The 17,476-nt window shown below is 65.8% G+C and carries 18 protein-coding genes; 12 read left to right on the top strand and 6 right to left on the bottom strand.

Annotation, left to right across the window (positions count from 1 at the left end):
* Positions 1 to 21 precede the first annotated feature (21 nt).
* Positions 22 to 801 carry a DeoR/GlpR family DNA-binding transcription regulator gene (locus EV560_RS04855; RefSeq protein WP_248311887.1) on the bottom strand — a complete coding sequence of 260 codons (780 nt, stop codon included), beginning with the start codon at positions 799 to 801 and terminating at the stop codon, positions 22 to 24.
* A gap of 542 nt (positions 802 to 1,343) precedes the next feature.
* Between EV560_RS04855 and EV560_RS04860 the strand changes: the two genes are divergently transcribed.
* The 6 genes from EV560_RS04860 (at position 1,344) to EV560_RS04885 (ending at position 7,355) form a co-directional block, all read left to right on the top strand.
* Positions 1,344 to 2,432: an ABC transporter ATP-binding protein gene (locus tag EV560_RS04860; protein ID WP_131854504.1), complete on the top strand. Its 1,089-nt coding sequence runs from the start codon at positions 1,344 to 1,346 to the stop codon at positions 2,430 to 2,432.
* A 2-nt stretch (positions 2,433 to 2,434) separates the two neighbouring features.
* Positions 2,435 to 3,697 (top strand): ABC transporter substrate-binding protein, encoded by a 1,263-nt coding sequence (locus EV560_RS04865; RefSeq protein ID WP_131854506.1) that lies wholly within the window; start codon positions 2,435 to 2,437, stop codon positions 3,695 to 3,697.
* A gap of 60 nt (positions 3,698 to 3,757) precedes the next feature.
* Positions 3,758 to 4,639, top strand: coding sequence for a carbohydrate ABC transporter permease (locus EV560_RS04870; protein ID WP_131854508.1), 882 nt, complete (start codon positions 3,758 to 3,760; stop codon positions 4,637 to 4,639).
* 8 nt (positions 4,640 to 4,647) lie between these two features.
* Complete coding sequence (locus EV560_RS04875; protein ID WP_207907942.1) at positions 4,648 to 5,454, top strand: carbohydrate ABC transporter permease; 807 nt, start codon at positions 4,648 to 4,650, stop codon at positions 5,452 to 5,454.
* 312 nt (positions 5,455 to 5,766) lie between these two features.
* Positions 5,767 to 6,438, top strand: coding sequence for a GNAT family N-acetyltransferase (locus EV560_RS04880; protein ID WP_207907943.1), 672 nt, complete (start codon positions 5,767 to 5,769; stop codon positions 6,436 to 6,438).
* A gap of 191 nt (positions 6,439 to 6,629) precedes the next feature.
* Positions 6,630 to 7,355, top strand: coding sequence for an outer membrane protein (locus EV560_RS04885; RefSeq protein WP_131854512.1), 726 nt, complete (start codon positions 6,630 to 6,632; stop codon positions 7,353 to 7,355).
* A 176-nt stretch (positions 7,356 to 7,531) separates the two neighbouring features.
* Here EV560_RS04885 and EV560_RS04890 read toward each other — a convergent pair whose 3' ends face one another.
* From EV560_RS04890 to EV560_RS04900, 3 genes are all read right to left on the bottom strand, one after another.
* Positions 7,532 to 8,335, bottom strand: a complete 804-nt coding sequence (locus EV560_RS04890) for a DUF899 domain-containing protein (protein ID WP_131854514.1) — start codon at positions 8,333 to 8,335, stop codon at positions 7,532 to 7,534.
* Between the two features lie 271 nt (positions 8,336 to 8,606).
* A complete protein-coding gene (thrC, locus tag EV560_RS04895; RefSeq protein ID WP_131854516.1) occupies positions 8,607 to 9,755 on the bottom strand; it encodes a threonine synthase in 1,149 nt (382 codons plus the stop codon).
* A gap of 53 nt (positions 9,756 to 9,808) precedes the next feature.
* A complete protein-coding gene (locus EV560_RS04900; RefSeq protein ID WP_131854518.1) occupies positions 9,809 to 10,747 on the bottom strand; it encodes a polyprenyl synthetase family protein in 939 nt (312 codons plus the stop codon).
* A 72-nt stretch (positions 10,748 to 10,819) separates the two neighbouring features.
* On the opposite strand from EV560_RS04900, the gene mtgA reads away from it, so the two are divergent.
* Positions 10,820 to 11,545 carry a monofunctional biosynthetic peptidoglycan transglycosylase gene (mtgA, locus tag EV560_RS04905; protein WP_131854520.1) on the top strand — a complete coding sequence of 242 codons (726 nt, stop codon included), beginning with the start codon at positions 10,820 to 10,822 and terminating at the stop codon, positions 11,543 to 11,545.
* Positions 11,546 to 11,664: 119 nt separating this feature from the next.
* Positions 11,665 to 11,850, top strand: coding sequence for a 50S ribosomal protein L32 (rpmF, locus tag EV560_RS04910; protein WP_056710300.1), 186 nt, complete (start codon positions 11,665 to 11,667; stop codon positions 11,848 to 11,850).
* Positions 11,851 to 11,912: 62 nt separating this feature from the next.
* On the opposite strand, the gene EV560_RS04915 is transcribed toward rpmF, so the two are convergent.
* Positions 11,913 to 12,116: a hypothetical protein gene (locus EV560_RS04915; RefSeq protein ID WP_131854522.1), complete on the bottom strand. Its 204-nt coding sequence runs from the start codon at positions 12,114 to 12,116 to the stop codon at positions 11,913 to 11,915.
* 180 nt (positions 12,117 to 12,296) lie between these two features.
* Here EV560_RS04915 and EV560_RS04920 point away from each other — a divergent pair, with 180 nt between their 5' ends.
* Positions 12,297 to 13,985 (top strand): bifunctional diguanylate cyclase/phosphodiesterase, encoded by a 1,689-nt coding sequence (locus EV560_RS04920; protein ID WP_131854524.1) that lies wholly within the window; start codon positions 12,297 to 12,299, stop codon positions 13,983 to 13,985.
* A 209-nt stretch (positions 13,986 to 14,194) separates the two neighbouring features.
* Here the strand turns inward: EV560_RS04920 and phaR are convergent, their stop codons facing one another.
* Positions 14,195 to 14,782, bottom strand: a complete 588-nt coding sequence (phaR, locus tag EV560_RS04925) for a polyhydroxyalkanoate synthesis repressor PhaR (protein WP_131854526.1) — start codon at positions 14,780 to 14,782, stop codon at positions 14,195 to 14,197.
* A 291-nt stretch (positions 14,783 to 15,073) separates the two neighbouring features.
* Between phaR and EV560_RS04930 the strand changes: the two genes are divergently transcribed.
* The 3 genes from EV560_RS04930 to phbB are packed head-to-tail and all read left to right on the top strand — an operon-like array spanning position 15,074 to position 17,237.
* Positions 15,074 to 16,252, top strand: coding sequence for an acetyl-CoA C-acetyltransferase (locus EV560_RS04930; RefSeq protein ID WP_131854528.1), 1,179 nt, complete (start codon positions 15,074 to 15,076; stop codon positions 16,250 to 16,252).
* Between the two features lie 11 nt (positions 16,253 to 16,263).
* Entirely contained in the window at positions 16,264 to 16,479 is a 216-nt protein-coding gene (locus tag EV560_RS04935; RefSeq protein WP_131854530.1) for a DUF1737 domain-containing protein, read from the top strand.
* A 35-nt stretch (positions 16,480 to 16,514) separates the two neighbouring features.
* On the top strand, positions 16,515 to 17,237 hold the full coding sequence (gene phbB / locus EV560_RS04940) for an acetoacetyl-CoA reductase (RefSeq protein WP_131854532.1): 723 nt from the start codon (positions 16,515 to 16,517) through the stop codon (positions 17,235 to 17,237).
* Positions 17,238 to 17,476 lie beyond the last annotated feature (239 nt).

Consider the following 17,476-nt stretch of genomic DNA (forward strand, 5'->3'; position numbering starts at 1 on the left):
GGTCACGGTGAGGGCGCGGCGCTATGCCGGCCCGGAGCTCCTGATGAACTGGACACCGGACTGGTCCAGCATCCGTTGAATTCTGGCGGGCGGCTCCGTTTCGCAGAACACCGCCGTCACCTGATCGATGCGCCCGCCATGGACATAGGCCGCGCGGGTGAATTTCGAGGAATCGAGCACGAGGTAGGACTTGCGGCAGTTGCGCAGCATCGCCTCGCGCACGCGCACTTCGTCCTGCGAGAAATCGAGCAGCGAGCCGTCCTCGTCGACGCCGGCGACGCCGAAGATCGCGATGTCGACCTTATAGGAGGCGAAGAATGAGTCGATCGAGGGACCGCAGACGTCGAGATCGCTGCCGCGCACATTGCCGCCGGCGATCGCGAGCGTGAAATCCGAGCCGCGCGCCACCATCAGCGCGAGCGGCAGGTTGTTGGTCACGACCTTCAGGTCGCGATGGGTCGAGAGCAGCGCCTCGGCGACGATCTGCGGCGTCGTGCCGATGCCGAAGGACAGCGACGCGCCATCATGCACATGGCTCGCGACGGCTGCCGCGATGCTCTGCTTCGCTTCGCGGTTCAGCACGGAACGATCCTTGAACGCGAGGTTCTTGCCCTGCGTCACGCTCTCGATGCCGCCATGGCGACGACGCGCGACGCCCTGATCGCACAGGGCGATCAGGTCGCGCCGGATCGTCTGCGTGGCGACGGCGAAATGCACGGCCAGCTCCTCGACAGTGATGAAGTCCCGGCTTCGCAGCATCTCGGCGATCGCCATTTGCCGTCCGTCGGAACCGGTGCGCATGCTCAAATGAATGTTCTGCGTGTTCATATGAGTTCTATAGCCTCCAGCCGTGACGCTTTCACGACGGTGAACAGGTTCTTAAGATTTCCTGCCGCCAGCGCCGCTTCCCGCTTTCGGAGGGACCCCGGGCGAGCGAATTCGCAGCAGTTGCAGATTTGAAAGTCACGTGAAAAGATGCCTCAGAGCCGGCAAATAGATCGGTAAATCGACGATTTCGGACCGATCCATCGTAACCGCATCGCATAGGGAGTCGACCATGGCCACTCTCCCCCGACCAGCCCCGCCCGCCATAGCCACGGTCGCGCCGGACGAATGCCCCGCCGTGAGCAAATGATCAGAATGCCGCCCAGTCGCGCTCATTTGAATTTCATATGAACGTCATGGAGCTGACGTAGGCCCGTCAACGGGACGTTCTACCAGCATAGGCACTGCCCGAAGCGACACTGCGCCGGAGAGATGCCGTCGCGCCAGTGCTGGCGATCCGTCCCTGCCGCGCCCCGAAAGGCCCACCGAACCGCCTACGCACGTCATCGAGTTCATCCATGTCCGCCTCCCCCTTCCTGACTATAAAAGGACTGAGCCGTCGCTTCTCGGCGCGCTCGGGAGTCGGCGATGTCTCGCTCACGATCGGGCGCGGGCAATTCGTGGTGCTGCTCGGACCCTCCGGCTGCGGCAAGTCGACGACGCTGCGGCTGATCGCCGGGCTGGAGACGCCCGATGCCGGCCGCATCGAGATGGACGGGCGCGACATCACCGCGCTCACGCCCTCCGAGCGCGGCCTCTCGATGGTCTTCCAGTCCTATGCGCTCTTCCCCCATCTCGACGTCGCCGAGAATATCGTCTTCGGCCTGAAGGTGCGCGGCGTGCCCCGCGCCGAGCGCCGGCAGCGGCTCGACGAGGCCCTCGCCATCACCGGGCTCGAAGGGCTCGAAGACCGTAAGCCAGCAAAGCTCTCCGGCGGCCAGCGCCAGCGCGTCGCGCTCGCGCGCGCCATCGTCGCCAACCATCCCCTCTGCCTGATGGACGAGCCGCTCTCGAATCTCGACGCGCAGCTGCGTCACAGCGTGCGCCAGGACATCCGCGCCCTGCAGAAGCGGCTCGGCATGACCGTCATCTATGTCACGCACGATCAGACCGAGGCGATGAGCATGGCCGATCTCGTCGTGCTGATGCGCGATGGACGGATCGAGCAGGCCGCGAGCCCGGCCGAGATCTACGAGAAGCCCGCGACGAGCTTCGCGGCCAGCTTCATCGGATCGCCGCCCATGGTGATGCTGCCGGCGCAGCTGCTGGGTGACGCATCCGATGCCGTCTTCGCCGTGCGCGGCGAGGACATCGCGCTTCGCCCCGAGGGCGAAGGCCGGCTGGCGGCACAGGTCATCGAACAGGAATTCCTCGGCGCCGAGACCTTCGTCCATCTCGATGTCGCCGCCAAAGCCCGCCTGACCGCGCGCCTTCCCGGCCGTTCGGATGTCGCGCCGGGCGAGCGCCTCTCGCTCGATTGGCCGGCCGAGGCGACGCATTGGTTCGACCGCGTCAGCGGCCGCCGCATCGACCCGCCCATTGCCCCTTCACCCTCCGACAGGCCGCGCAGCGCGCCGGCCCCCTCTTCAGCAGCGAAAGGTCCCTGACCATGAAATCCCTCTTTGCCGGCCTCCTCCTCGGCCTGGCCGCCGCTGCGACACCCGTCGCCGCCGCCCAGACCAAACTCACGATGTATTACCCCATCGCCGTCGGCGGCCCGCTGACCGACGTGGTCGACGGCATGATCAAGGGCTTCGAGAAGGAGAACCCGGAGATCGATGTCGAGGCCGTCTATGCCGGCAACTACGACGACACCCGCATCCGCGCGATCTCTGCGATCAAGAGCGGCCAGCCGGCCCAGCTTTCGGTGCTGTTCTCGATCGATGCCTATGACCTGATCGAGCAGGACCTGATCGTGCCCTTCGAGGAGGTCGCGACCTCCGACGAGGACAAGAAGTGGCTCGGCAGCTTCTATCCGGCGCTGATGGCGAACGGGAAGGTCGACGGCAAGACCTGGGGCGTGCCGTTCCAGCGCTCGACCATCGTGATGTTCTACAACAAGGACATGTTCCGCGAGGCCGGACTCGACCCGAACCAGCCGCCGCGCACCTGGGACGAGATGGCCTCGGCCGCAAAGAAGCTCACCAAGGAGGGCCGCTGGGGCCTGATGATCCCGACCACCGGCTATGCCTATTGGATGTTCCAGTGCTTCGCCATCGAGAACGGCAAGGAGCTGATGAGCGCCGACGGCACCAAGACCTATTTCACCGATCCGGCCGTCGTCGAGGCGCTCGCCTTCTGGCGCTCGCTCTCGGCCGAGAAGAAGGTTAGCCCCGAGGGCGCGATCGAGTGGGGCACGCTGCGCCAGGCCTTCACCTCGGGCCAGACCGCGATGATGTGGCACACGACCGGCAACCTCACCGCCGTGAAGAAGGAAGCCAAGTTCGACTTCGGCGTCGCCATGCTGCCCGCTCACAAGCAGCCGGGCTCGCCCACCGGCGGCGGCAATTTCTACCTGTTCAAGAATGCCAAGCCGGACGAGCGCAAGGCCGCTCTGAAGCTGATCAAGTACATGACCTCGCCCGAGCAGGCCGCCAAATGGTCGATCGCAACCGGCTATGTCGGCGTCAGCCCGGCTTCCTATGAGACCGAGGCGCTGAAGCAGTACGGCAAGGAATTCCCGCAGGCGGTCGTCGCCCGCGACCAGCTCAAGGTCGCGATCTCCGAATTCTCGACCTATGAGACCGGCCGCGTCCGCGAGGCGCTGAACAACGCGGTGCAGGCCGCCGTCGTCGGTACCAAGACCCCGCAGGCCGCTCTGGCCGAGGCCCAGGCCACGGCCGAACGGCTGCTGAAGCCCTTCCAGAAGTAAGCATTCCCAAGCTGCGGGGGCGGCCAAGCCGTCCCCGCAGCCCCTTTTGCGAGAGCGGCCATGTCAGACATGCTGAAACAGGAGCGACGGCGCACGGCCCTCTACGGCTGGATGCTGCTCTCCCCCGCGCTCGTCCTGCTCACGACCTTCGCATTCGCTCCGACGGTCGCGACACTCTGGCAGAGCCTGTTCTCGGCCGGCACGCGCCGCCGCCCGCCCGCCTTCGTCGGCCTCGACAATTACACTGATCTGATCGCCGATCCCGTCTTCTGGCGCGTGCTCGGCAACAACCTGCTCTATGCCGGAATCACCGTGCCGGCCTCGATCGTCATCGCGCTCGGTATGGCGCTCTGGGCCAATGCGAACATCCCGGCCCGCGCCTTCGTCCGCGTCGCCTATTTCACGCCGACCATGCTGCCGATGATCGCGGCGGCGAACCTCTGGCTGTTCTTCTACACGCCGGGCATCGGCCCCTTCGCCTTCCTCGGCCTCGGCTCTGTCAACTGGCTCGGCCAGCCCGACACCGCGCTCTGGGCCGTGATCGTCGTCGCGATCTGGAAGGAGGCCGGCTTCTTCATGATCTTCTATCTCGCGGCGCTGCAGACCATCCCGCCCGACCTCAAGGAAGCGGCGCTGATCGAGGGCGCCGGTCGCTGGACCTATACCCGCCGCGTCGTGCTGCCGCTGCTGATGCCGACGACCCTGTTCGTGCTGGTCAACGCGTTGATCAATTCGGTGAGACTCATCGACCAGCTCTTCATCCTGACCAAGGGCGGGCCCGACAACGCCTCGAAGCTCGTCCTCTACTGGATCTGGGAGCTCGCCTTCTCCTATTTCGACGCGCCACGCGCCGCCGCGATGACCATGCTCGTCCTGCTCGTGCTCTGCGCGATCGCCGTGGTGCAGTTCACCCTGATCGACCGGCGGGCGCATTATCGATGAGAACCGCGATGCAGCGCTGGCTCACACTGGACGCTCTCGGCGCGCTCGTGCTCGCACTCACCTGGATCTCGCCGCTGGCCTATGCGGTCTTCGCCGCCTTTCACGATATCCACGCCGTGGTCGGCCGTGATCTCACGGCGCCCTGGATCTTGGCGAATATCCGCACGGTCTGGCAGCAAGCCCCGTGGCTCGCCTATATCGCCAACACCGTGAAGCTCGTCACCACGGTGCTGATCGGCCAGCTCGTGCTCTGCACGCTCGCCGGCTTCGCCTTCGCCCGCTTCGAATTTCCGGGACGCGGCGTCGTCTTCATCCTCGTCCTGATGCAGCTCTTCATCCTGCCGGAGGTGCTGATCGTCGAGAACTACGCCACCATCGCCAGGATCGGCCTCTTCGACACCACGCTCGGCATCGGGCTGCCCTATATGGCGAGCGCCTTCGGCATCTTCCTGCTGCGGCAGGCATTCAAGTCGGTGCCAAAGGAACTCGAGGAGGCAGCGCGGGTCGAGGGCTGTTCCTGGCTCGGCGTGCTCTGGCGCGTCTATATCCCCGCCGCGCGGCCGGTCTATCTCGCCTATGCGCTGGTTTCGGTCGCCACGCACTGGAATAACTTCCTCTGGCCGCTGATCGTGACCAACTCCCCGCAGACACGCCCGCTCACTGTCGGCCTGTCGCTGTTCGGCGCGCCCGAGAGCGGCGTCGACATCTCGCTGATCAGCGCCGCCACGCTGATGACGATCGCCCCGCTGGTCCTGGCCTTCATCATCTTCCAGCGCCAGTTCATGCAAGCCTTCCTGACATCGGGCATCAAGTAGAAGCGGCATTGCCCGAGGGCGCGCGAACATCGCTCACGCAGATTGCCGCAGCGCGATCCGCTTCGCGGCGAAGCCGGATCTCCCAGCGTGGGATTTATTGTCGTAAATGACCCCAAAATTGTCGTTTGCGACGATACGCCGCTAGCCCGACGGAGACTAGGTTCCTCGTGCTGCCGGCATCCCGGTCGTCCGGACGCTCGCATGTCTCGTCGGCTTCGGCGGCCAGCTGCGCCGCTCAAGGCAACGCACTCCCTGCCATTCGCGAGGCGGTTCATGAATCAGTCGTCAACCAACTTATCGGCGACATCGCCCTTGCTCGACAGCCCCGTCTGGGCCGCCCTGACGACCGGGAACGCCGCTCTTGCTGAGGGCAACTCGCTGGCAATGCGATACCCGCCCGAGGTCGCGCCGTTTGCAGCCGTGGCGGGCGAAACGCCTGCGTCGTTCGAGGCCCTGGCCTCGCTGACTTCGGCTGGAGAGCGGGTGGCGTTGGTCGGCCTCGGCGTTCTGGACCCGCCGGCCGGCTTCAGGATCGAGCGTCAGGCTTCGATCGTTCAGATGATCCTGGAGACGCCGGCAACGGCCGAGCCGGCCGGGCCGGAGCCGGTGGTCCTCGGCAGCGCCGATGTCGCTGATATGATCGATCTCACCGGACGGACCCGGCCCGGCCCCTTCGGGCCGCGAACGATCGAATTCGGTCGGTATATCGGAATTCGGGCCGATGGCGCACTCGCGGCGATGGCCGGCGAGCGGATGCGGTTTGACCGCTTTGTCGAGATCAGCGCGGTCTGTGTCGATCCCGGCCACCGCGGCAAAGGCTATGCAGCGCTTCTGATGATGCGGCTCATCCGCCAGATGCAGGGGCGCGCGCTGACGCCGATCCTTCACGTATTCGAAGACAATGTGAACGCGATCTCGCTTTACGAAAGGCTCGGATTTCGCTGGCGAAAGACCATGCAATTGACCGTGCTCGCGCGATACTGACCCCGATATCGCGATTTCAGGCGTTGCTTTGGCGAAATCTAAAACGCCTTCAGCAATGGGCCGAGTGATCAAAATATCACGTTCGGGAGGTTTTGGCGGCTAGCCTGCAAAAGTAAGAAATTATTCAACTTCACAGACTTAGTTTCATATGCAACGGTCAGCCTTGGTAACCGCCACTATGGGAGGATAGCATGCGCCTAAGCCTCGTATCCACAGCCGTGCTCGCGGCATGCCTGGCGACATCGAGCTACGCGGCCGATCTGCCGGTCCGCGCGGCCCCCCCTGTCATTTACGCCCCCGTGTTCACCTGGACCGGCTTCTATGTCGGTCTGAATGCCGGCGTGGGCTGGTCGGATTCGCGTGACGTCGTCATCACCGGCCCGACGCCAGGCTCCTCCGGCATCCTGTCCGGCGGCGGCGGCGACGGCGTCTTCGTCGGCGGCGGCCAGATCGGCTATAACTTCCAGGTCGGCTCGATCGTCTACGGTGTCGAGACCGACATCCAGTATGTCGATGTCGGCGGCGACGTCTCCTGGGGTGCCTATAGCTGGTGGGCCCGCGGCGGAAATGACGGCGGCTATCTCGGCACCGTCCGCGCTCGCCTGGGTTACGCCATCGACCGGACCCTGATCTACATCACCGGCGGTCTGGCCTATGGTGGCCTGAACAGCAATCCGCTGACCGGCAACAACACCAGCAATATCGGCTGGACCATCGGCGGCGGCGTCGAATACGCCTTCACCAACAACTGGACGATGAAGATCGAAGGTCTCTACATCGAGAACGGCGAGGGACGTAAGAGCCGCGCCTTCGTCAACGGGCCGGGCGGCGTGCTTCCCGCCGGTCTCTATACCGCGACCACGGACGGCAACGGCGCCGGCGGCATCCTGCGCGTCGGCGTGAACTACAAGTTCTGAACCACAGCCTTTGGACTTTTGGAACAGCCTGGCGCATGGCGCCGGGCTGTTTCCGTTCGTCTGCCCCAAACAGCTTTGCCTGAGAGACGATCATCCGGATCGAGGCCAACGGACTTAGCGCATCGGCCCGAAAAGTGGATTGCGGCTTTCGGAAAAACCGATGCGAAAACAAAGAGCTAGGTCATCTGGGATTTCGCGCTCGCGTCCTGGTTCCTGAACGCCGCCTCGCCGGCATCCGAGACCTCGACCCATCTCTTGTCGGGCGCCGCGTCCGCGACATAGCTGTCGTGCCAGTTCCACCACTTATAGGTCGGCGTCTGCGGGTAGCCCTCCGGCGAATCCTCCCAGACCTCCTGACGCCCCAGCGGCGTGATATCGAGATAGTTCCAGGTGTTCCCCATCTGCTCGTCGCCGCGGTTGTTGACGAAATAGGTGCGGAACACCTGGTCGCCGTCGCGATAGAACACATTCGTGCCGTGCCACTCGTCCACCCCGAAATCACCGTCGAAACTGTCCGTGATGGTGAACCACGGCATCGTCCAGCCCATCCGTTCCTTCAGCCGCACGATCTCGGCCTGCGGCGCGCGCGAGACGAAGACGAGCGTGGTGTCGCGGGCATTCAGATGGGCGAGATGCGCGACTTGGTCCGCCACCATCGAGCAGCCCCGGCAGGCATGCTCTGGCCAGCCGAACACGCCCGGCTCATAGAAAGCGCGATAGATGATGAGCTGGCGCCGTCCCTCGAACAGGTCGAGCAGGCTGACCTTGCCCGCCGGCCCCTCGAACGCATAGGCCTTCTCGACGGCCATCCATGGCATGCGCCGGCGCTCGGCGGCGAGCGCGTCGCGGGCGCGGCTCTGGGCTTTTTCCTTCACGAGCAGCTCTTTGTGAGCCGCGTCCCATGCCTGCTGCGACACGACCGGCGGCTTATGCATCGCCGGCTGCGCACCCTGGCTTCCATTCTCGGCTGATGTCGTCATGACCCTGAAACCTCCTGATTTGAGCGATGTTCCCGCCTCGGGCGGGGTTCATCGCTGATGTCGATCAGGTGGCAGTCTGGCGCCGGATACCCGGCACCGAGAGTAACAAATGTGACGATATTCCGGGAAAGGCCTCGCCCCGGGGTCATCAAGCGGTACGGCACCCCGGCCTGGCGCATCGGCTCGAAAAGTGGGTTGCGGTTTTCGGAAAAGCCGATGCGAAAACAAGAAGCTGGATCATCAGACCGGATACGATATCCGGTCCAATCATCTAGGCGTGCTCGCGCATCGCCTCTTCGCAGAGTTTCGCCACCGCCACCGTGTTCTTCGGGTCTTCGACGCGAAGTGTGCGAGCCGGCATCTCCTGATAGGCCCGGCCATCCTTGAAGCCATGACCGGTGATCAGGCAGACGACGCGTGCGCCTGCCGGCAAATGCCCCTCCGTGACGAGCCGAGGCAGGGCCGCGATCGGGCTCGCGCCGGTCGGCTCGGCATAGACGCCTTCCAGCCGCGCCAGGCTCCGCATGGCGGCCCGCAACTCGTCATCGCTGACCGAGAGCGCGAGCCCGCCGCTCTCCCGCACCAGCCGCAGCGTATAGGTGCCGTCGCGCTCATAGCCGATCAGCGGGTCGCTGATCCCCGACGCGATCGTTTCGGGCATGCCCCAGGCGGTGACCTGCTTCGCGTCCGCTTCGAAGGCCTGGACGATCGGTGCGCAGCCTTCCGCCTGCACCGCGACCAGCCGGGTCGTGGCGCCGGCATCGAGCAGCCCCTGCCAGACGCCCTTCACCAGCGGCCCGCTGCCGGTCGGGATCAGGACATGGCTCGGCGCGGCATGACCGAGCTGCGCGAGGATTTCCGACCCGACCTCGGTGAGGCCGGCGACCGCGTAGGGGTTGATGAAGGTCGTCGTCAGGTTGGCAAAGCCGTGCTCCTCGGCCAGCGCGCGCGCGAGGTCGTAGGAGCGGCTGTAATGGCCCTCGACCAGAAGCAGCACGGCGCCATGGGCGGCGATCTGCGTGACCTTGCCCATCGGCGTATGGGCCGGCACGATGATGATGGCGGGAACGCCGGCACGCGCCGCATAAGCCGCGGTCGCCGCCCCGGCATTGCCGGAGGAGGCGCAGACGACGCCCTTCACGCCCATGGCGATCGCCCGGCCGAGCGCAGCCGAGATCAGCCGGTCCTTGAACGAACCCGACGGGTTGCGCGTCTCGTCCTTGAGCCAGATCTCGCCGGAGAAGCCGGGCAGGCTCGCCTCGATCCGGCTCGCGCGCAGCAGCGGCGTCCGGCCCTCGCCGAAGGAGAAGGGCGCGACCTCGTCATGGCCCAGCTGTTCGAGGATGCCGCCACAGGTCTTGCAGCGGTAGATCAGCTCCGGGGCGAATGTCGCCCCGCACTCGACACAGCGTAGTTGCATGATGCCTCGCTCCCCTTCCCTCGCTCCGATGAGCTCCGCCGCCCTCGTTCGGATCAGCTCCGCCGCGCCGCTGCGAACCGCGCCGCGGCGCGCAACATCCCAGCCTCTTCGCCGAAGCCCGCCAGCGCCGTGATCGCCTCGTCGCGCAGCCGGTCGCGCTCCCGCTTGGCGGCCTCGAGCCCGAGTGCCGAGACCAGCGTGCCCTTGCCCTTGTCGGCATCCTTGGCCGTGGCCTTGCCGAGTTCTTCCGGCGTCGCCTCCACGTCGAGGATGTCGTCCGCGACCTGGAAGGCCGCGCCGACCGCGCGGCCATAGCGCCTGAGCGCATCGAGCGCGGCCGCATCGGCGCCGCCGATCAGCCCGCCGATCTCGACGCTCGCCCGGAGCAGCGCGCCGGTCTTCATCGCCTGGAGGCGGCGGATATCAGGCTCGCCAAGCGCGCGCGGCGCGGGCTCGAAGCGGCCTTCCGCTGCAAGATCGAGCATCTGGCCACCGACCATGCCGGCAAGGCCGGAGGCTCGGGCCAGGCACAGCGCCAGAGCCGCGCGCACCTCGCCCGATCGGTGCGTCTCCGGATCGGCCATCACCTCGAAGGCGAGCGTCAGCAGCGCATCGCCGGCGAGGATCGCGGTCGCCTCGTCGAAGGCCTTGTGCACGGTCGGGCGTCCGCGCCGGGTGTCGTCGTCGTCCATCGAGGGCAGGTCGTCATGCACGAGCGAATAGCAATGCAGCAGCTCGACCGCCGCTCCCGCGCGCAGCGCCTGCGCCTCGCTCGCGCCGAACAGCCGCGCCGTCTCGACAACCAGGAAGGGCCGCAAGCGCTTGCCGCCGCCGAGAGCGCCATGGCGCATCGCCGCAAGCAGGCGCTCGGGACGGGCGATCTCGCCTGGCCCGTCCTCGAAGCTGAGCAACCTGTCGAGCAGCGCCTCGATCGCATCGGCATTCCGCGCCAGTCGCGTCGGCAGGGCTTCGTCGTGATGGGCGGAACTCATGCGCGCGTCTCGGGGTTTGGTGACGTGGCGGGGCCTTGCCGGACGGGGGCGGGATCGTCAAGGTGCGGGGGCATGACGGTCGTGGTTAGTCGGGAGCGCTCGAGGCGGCGCGGAATCATCAGCCGTGTGGTCGGCTGGTGCTACCGCATCCTCGTCTCCCTTGTCCTCCTGCTGGCACTGGGGCTTGTGCTCTATCGCTTCGTGCCTGTGCCCTCGACCTTGATGCTCGGCCGCTGGCTCACGTTCAAGCCGGTCGAGCGGGAATGGGTGCCGCTCGAGCAGATCTCCCCCAACCTGATCCGGGCCGTGATCGCCTCCGAGGACCAGCGTTTCTGCAGCCATGCTGGAGTCGACTGGATCGAGCTCAACAGCGTGCTCGATGACGAGGACGGGCCGAGCCGTGGCGCCTCGACCCTCACCATGCAGACGGCCAAGAACGTCTTCCTCTGGCCGGACCGTTCCTACATTCGCAAGGGACTTGAGATTCCGCTCGCCATGCTGATCGAGCTCGTCTGGCCGAAACGGAGGGTGATCGAGGTCTACCTCAACGTCGCCGAATGGGGTGACGGCATCTTCGGGGCCGAGGCCGCCTCGCAACATTATTTCCACAAGCCGGCCGCCCGCCTCACACCTGCGGAGGCGGCAAGGCTCGCCGGCGCGCTGCCCAATCCGATCCTGCGCAATCCGGCGAAACCGAGCCGCGCCCTGCAATCGGCCGCGGGCAGAGTGCAGCGCCGGACGATCCAGCTCGGCCCGCTCGGCGATTGTGCGATCCCCTCTGGCGGAAAAGCCGATTAGGCACTAGCAATCCCCGCGGCGAGCGTGTATGGGCAACGCCTCACGAGATTGATCCGTCGTCATGGCGGTGGCGTGGCTTTGACTGCCAGCCTCCGGGCGATGGCACGATGGAGAGTAGAATGGCCGTTCCGAAGAGAAAGACTTCGCCGTCGAAGCGTGGCATGCGCCGCTCGGCCGACGCGCTGAAGCAGCCGACCTATATCGAGGACAAGAACTCCGGCGAACTGCGCCGTCCGCACCATGTCGACCTGAAGAGCGGCATGTATCGCGGTCGCCAGGTGCTGAAGGCCAAGTCCGAGGCGTGAGCCTCGCGATTTGCTGAAATGTTGAAGCCGGCCGAAAGGCCGGCTTTTTCTTTGGCGCGCGCTCAGGCGGTCAGACGGGGTCGGCGCATGGTCGCATGCCGCGCAGCCGCTGCACGATACCGCCCCGCCGCCACCTGCGGCGCCTCACGCCCACGCGGGGCGAAGGGGCCGATTTCGGCCTGGCTCGCCGCCAGCTGCAGCAGCACCATCGCCAGCGCGCGCGGCGCCGTGATGCTGCTCTCCTCCCGGCTCTCGGCTCCGGTCATGTCCCGCTCCGACGCGAATCGCAATTTTCGGAGCAAATTCTGCAATCCCGCTGCCAGCCTTAACGATGCGTTAGGGCAAAAACCTGCATCGTTTCGGGACATATCCCCAACCCTCGTCCAGCCAGGACGGCACGGTGCCGAACAGCCCCGTGCAATCAGCGCCATTGAGGCCTCAGAACGATGCCCGCGCCATCGATATTCGGTCCCCGCGACGAGGCCCTTGCCGATCCGCGCAGCCTGCTCTCCTCCATCGGCGAAGTAGCCTATAGCTGGGACATCGCCAGCGACGGCCTGAAATGGGGCCCGAATGTCCAGGACGTCCTCGGCGCGCTTCCCGCAGCGGTGACGAATCGCGGCTTCGCTTTCGCCGCCTTGGTCGAGCCCGGCAGCGGCCGCAGCCGCTATGACGCGATCTTCTCCTCCGGCGGCCAGGACCATGGCGAGGGCGTGATCTACCGCACCCGCTATGCCGTCGCCCTGCCCGGCCGCAAGATGTGGGTGGAGGATGCCGGGCGCTGGTTCGCCGGCATCGATGGCCGCCCGGCCAGTGCGCGCGGCGTGTTGCGGCTCGAGCAGGCCGTGAGGGCCGACGAGCTCAACCGCCCGAACCACGACAATTGCGACCGCGCCGCCCTGGTCGAGCGTGTCGAGATGGCGCTTGGCGAACATCTTCCGGCTGAGCGCTCGGTCGTGCTGCTGGTGGCGGCGATCGATGAACTCGCCCGGCTGAACGACGATTTCGGCCACGAGGCCACCGATGAGATCATCGGCGTGGTCCAGGAGCGCCTGCGCTCGGTCCTGCGGCGGCGGGATCATCTCGTGCGCTATTCGAGCAACCGCTTCGCCATCCTGCTGGCGGGTTGCCCCGCCAACCAGGCCGAGCCCGCCGCGCGCCGCTTCATCAAGGCTGTGGCGCTGTCGGCGATCGAAACCTCGCACGGCATCGCGCTCGCCCGCTTGCGCGTCGGCGCCGCGATCGCGCCCGATCTGTCGCGCCAGGCCGGCAGCCTGGTCGCCGCGGCCGAGAATGCGCTCACCTTCGCGCGCAGCGGCGCGGTCGATTCGGCCGTCGTCGCCAAGCAGCGCGTCGTCCGTGAGCCCGGGACCGAGCAGACGGGGCTCGATGTCCAGGCGGTCGCCGCGCTGAACGAGCGCCGCGTCACCCTGGCATTGCAGCCCATCGTCTCCGCGAAATCGCGCGAGACTGTCTTTCACGAGGCCTTGCTGCGGGTCGGACGCGGTGCGCACGGCTTGTACTTCGCGTCGGCGGAGCTGATCCCGCTCCTGGAGCGGCGCGGACTGGTGCGGCTTTTCGACCACCGCGTGCTGGAACTGGCGATCGCGATGCTGGCGAGCGACCCCTCCATGACGCTATCGATCAACGTTTCGCCGCGCTCGCTCAGCGATCCGGAATGGCTCGAGGCCTTCCTGGCGGCGACGAACGGCGCCAAGGGCGTCGCCTCACGCCTGATCGTCGAAGTCACCGAGACCGCGACGATCGAGGATCCGTCGCGCATGGCTCGCCTGCTCGGCACAGTCAAGGCGCAGGGCGCGCGCGTCGCCATCGACGATTTCGGCGCCGGCCATACCTCGCTCAAGCACCTGCGCGCCTTCCCGATCGACATACTCAAGCTCGACGGCGCCTTCACCCAGAACCTGCGCCGCTCGACTGACGACCGATTCTACGTGCGCACGCTGATCGATCTCGCGCGCCATCTCCAGGTCGACACGGTCGCCGAATGGGTCGATGACGACCTTCAGGCGAGCATGCTTGCCGACTGGGGCGTGACCTATCTGCAGGGCCATCTCGTCGGAAAGGCCGAGCTCTGGAAGCCGGAGACGGCCAATCCGCTGCGCGCCGCAGGCTGAGCCGACATCAATCGGGGGGCGGCGAAGCGCACACCGGGAATTTCAGCTAGCGCATCGGCCCGGAAAGCGGATTGCGGCTTTCGGAAAAGCCGATGCAAAACAACTAGCTAGATCATCAGACCGGATACGATATCCGGCCCGATGATCTGGAACGAGACTGCATTCCGTCACGAACTGCCCGGCTCAGGCCGGGGCACGACGCCTCGACGTCATTTCGCCTTGGCGAGCTTGTCCAGCCTGTCGCGCATTTCGGAGAGCTCGCGCTTCAGGTCGCCGAGTTCGTCGCCTTTCTGCGCTGCCGGCGGGGCCGCTTCCGCCTCGGTCTTCGCCTTGGCGGCGGCCGCGGCGGCAAAGGGATTGAACAGCCGGAAAGCCTCGGTGAACATCGCCATGTTCGCCCGCGTCTGCGCCTGGATCGCATCCATCGGATTCGTGCCGAAGGCCTTGCTCATCTGATCGCGGAACTGGTTCTGCTCCTTGGCCAGATTATCCATCGAGAATTCGAGATAGCGCGGCACCAGCGCCTGCATGCTGTCGCCGTAGAAGCGGATGAGCTGGCGCAGGAAGGTGATCGGCAGCAGGTTCTGCCCGTCCTTGCTCTCCTCGTCGAAGATGATCTGGGCCAGCACCGAGCGGGTGATGTCCTCGCCTGTCTTGGCGTCGTAGACGACGAAATCCTCGCCGCCGCGAACCAGGCCCGCGAGATCCTCCAGCGTGACATAGGAGCTCGTACCCGTGTGATAGAGCCTGCGATTGGCGTATTTCTTGATGACAGTCGGTTCTTTCTCGCTGGCCATCGTGTCCCACATCGTTTTGGTTCGCGCCTGACCTAGAGACCGGACGGAACGATCCTCCCGGGGGAGGACGATAGCCTGTCAGCAGCTTGCTGCAAGTTTTTTAAATGACAGCATAAAGTCGAGTCTGAACCCGCCCTGAACGGGCTTGCGCCGTCTCTGTCACAAAAGGACGTTCTGCCGCTGGCTATACAGCCTTTCGGCGGCTTGACGCGGCAGCGGCGGCCTTCGATGGTGGGTCGAAACCGGCCGGTCCGAAGCCCGGATCGGCACGGCAACAGCGAGGAATGTTCAATGGCCGAGACTGATATCGTGATCGTCGGCGCCGCGCGGACCGCGGTTGGCGCCTTCAATGGCGCTTTCGCCAACACACCGGCCCATGATCTCGGCACCGCCGCGATCAAGGAAGCCCTCAGCCGCGCCAAGGTCGAGGCCGGCGAGGTCGACGAGGTCATCCTGGGCCAGATCCTGACCGCCGCTCAGGGCCAGAACCCGGCCCGCCAGGCCGCGATGAACGCCGGCATTCCGCAGGAGGCGACCGCCTGGGGCCTCAACCAGCTTTGCGGCTCCGGTCTGCGCGCGGTCGCGATCGGCCTGCAGCAGATCGCCAATGGCGATGCCGACATCATCGTCGCCGGCGGCCAGGAATCGATGTCGATGGCCCCGCATGCCGCGCATCTGCGCAACGGCACCAAGATGGGCGACACCAAGTTCGTCGACACCATGATCAAGGACGGGCTCTGGGACGCCTTCCACGGCTACCATATGGGCACCACGGCCGAGAACGTCGCGACCAAGTGGCAGATCAGCCGCGAGGAGCAGGACAAATTCGCGGTCGGCTCGCAGAACAAGGCCGAGGCCGCGCAGAAGGCCGGCCGTTTCAAGGACGAGATCGTCCCCTTCACCATCTCGACGCGCAAGGGCGACATCGTCGTCGATGCCGATGAATATCCGCGTCACGGCGCCAATCTCGAGGCCATGGCCAAGCTGCGCCCCGCCTTCTCGAAGGACGGCACCGTCACCGCCGGCAACGCCTCGGGCATCAATGACGGCGCCGCCGCGCTGGTGCTGATGACCGCCAAGGAAGCCGCCAAGCGCGGGCTCACCCCGCTCGCCCGCATCGCCTCCTGGGCCACGGCCGGCGTCGACCCGGCGATCATGGGCTCGGGCCCGATCCCGGCGACCCGCAAGGCACTGGAGAAGGCCGGCTGGAGCGTCGGCGATCTCGACCTCGTCGAGGCCAACGAAGCTTTCGCCGCCCAGGCTCTCGCCGTGAACAAGGATCTCGGCTGGAATCCGGACCTGGTCAACGTCAATGGCGGCGCCATCGCGATCGGCCATCCGATCGGCGCGTCCGGTGCCCGCGTGCTGGTGACGCTGCTGCACGAGATGGCCAAGCGCGATGCCAAGAAGGGCCTCGCCACGCTTTGCATCGGCGGCGGCATGGGCGTCGCCATGGCGCTGGAGCGCTGAGATCTGCGGCAATGCCGAAGCAGAACACCCTCTACCGCTACCTGACCGGGCCCGATGACGCCTCCTTCTGTCATCGGGTCTCGGAAGCCTTGAGCAAGGGCTGGGTGCTCTATGGGCACCCGACCCTGACCTATGACGAGAAGACGCAGCGCGTGATCTGCGGCCAGGCAATCATCAAGGATGTGGAGGTGCCCTACTCACCCGACCTGAAACTGTCAGAGCAATAGTCCAGAGCCATAAACGCACACAGGGGAGAGACGACATGGCTAGGGTGGCACTTGTCACGGGGGGAACGCGCGGCATCGGCGCGGCGATCTGCAAGGCCTTGCAGGAGGCCGGCCACAAGGTCGCGGCCAATTATGCCGGTAACGACGAGGCGGCCGCCAAGTTCAAGGCCGAGACGGGCATCCCGGTCTATAAATGGGACGTCGGCGATTATGACGCCTGCGCCGCCGGCATCGCGACTGTCGAGGCCGAGAACGGCCCGGTCGATATCCTGATCAACAATGCCGGCATCACCCGCGACGGCTTCTTCCACAAGATGAGCAAGGATCAGTGGTCGGCGGTCATCCGCACCAATCTCGATTCGCTCTTCAACATGACGCGCCCGGTGATCGAAGGCATGCGCGCCCGCTCCTTCGGCCGGATCATCGTGATCTCCTCGATCAATGGCCAGAAGGGCCAGATGGGCCAGGTCAATTATTCCGCCGCCAAGGCCGGCGATATCGGCTTCGTCAAGGCGCTGGCCCAGGAGAACGCGGTGAAGGGCATCACCGTCAACGCGATCGCACCGGGCTACATCGGCACCGACATGGTCTCGGCCATGCCGGAGGAAGCGCTGAAGCGCGTCGTCGCCGGCATCCCGATGGGCCGGCTCGGAAAGCCGGAGGAAATCGCCCAGATGGTCGTCTTCCTCGCGTCCGATCACGGCGCCTTCTCCACCGGCGCGACCTTCACGGTGAATGGCGGCCAGTATCTGGCGTAGCGGCTGGGCCAGGCGTCGACGGGATCATCGCGCGGCAGCTTCGCGCGATGATTCTCGTGGAATCACCGCCTGCGATGCGATCATTTCGAGAATTTGGGTGAGAATTCGCGTCCCGCTCGCGCCAGCCCACCCTGTTTTCGACGCATATCGGCCGCAGGTCGGCTTGGAACCTTTGCGTTCCCGGAATGACAGATATTTCAGGCTGTTGCCGCCCCTGGAGAGCCAATATGGCGGCCGGC

The organism is Allobosea sp. BK604 (assembly GCF_004341515.1).
Classification (GTDB): Bacteria; Pseudomonadota; Alphaproteobacteria; order Rhizobiales; family Beijerinckiaceae; genus Allobosea.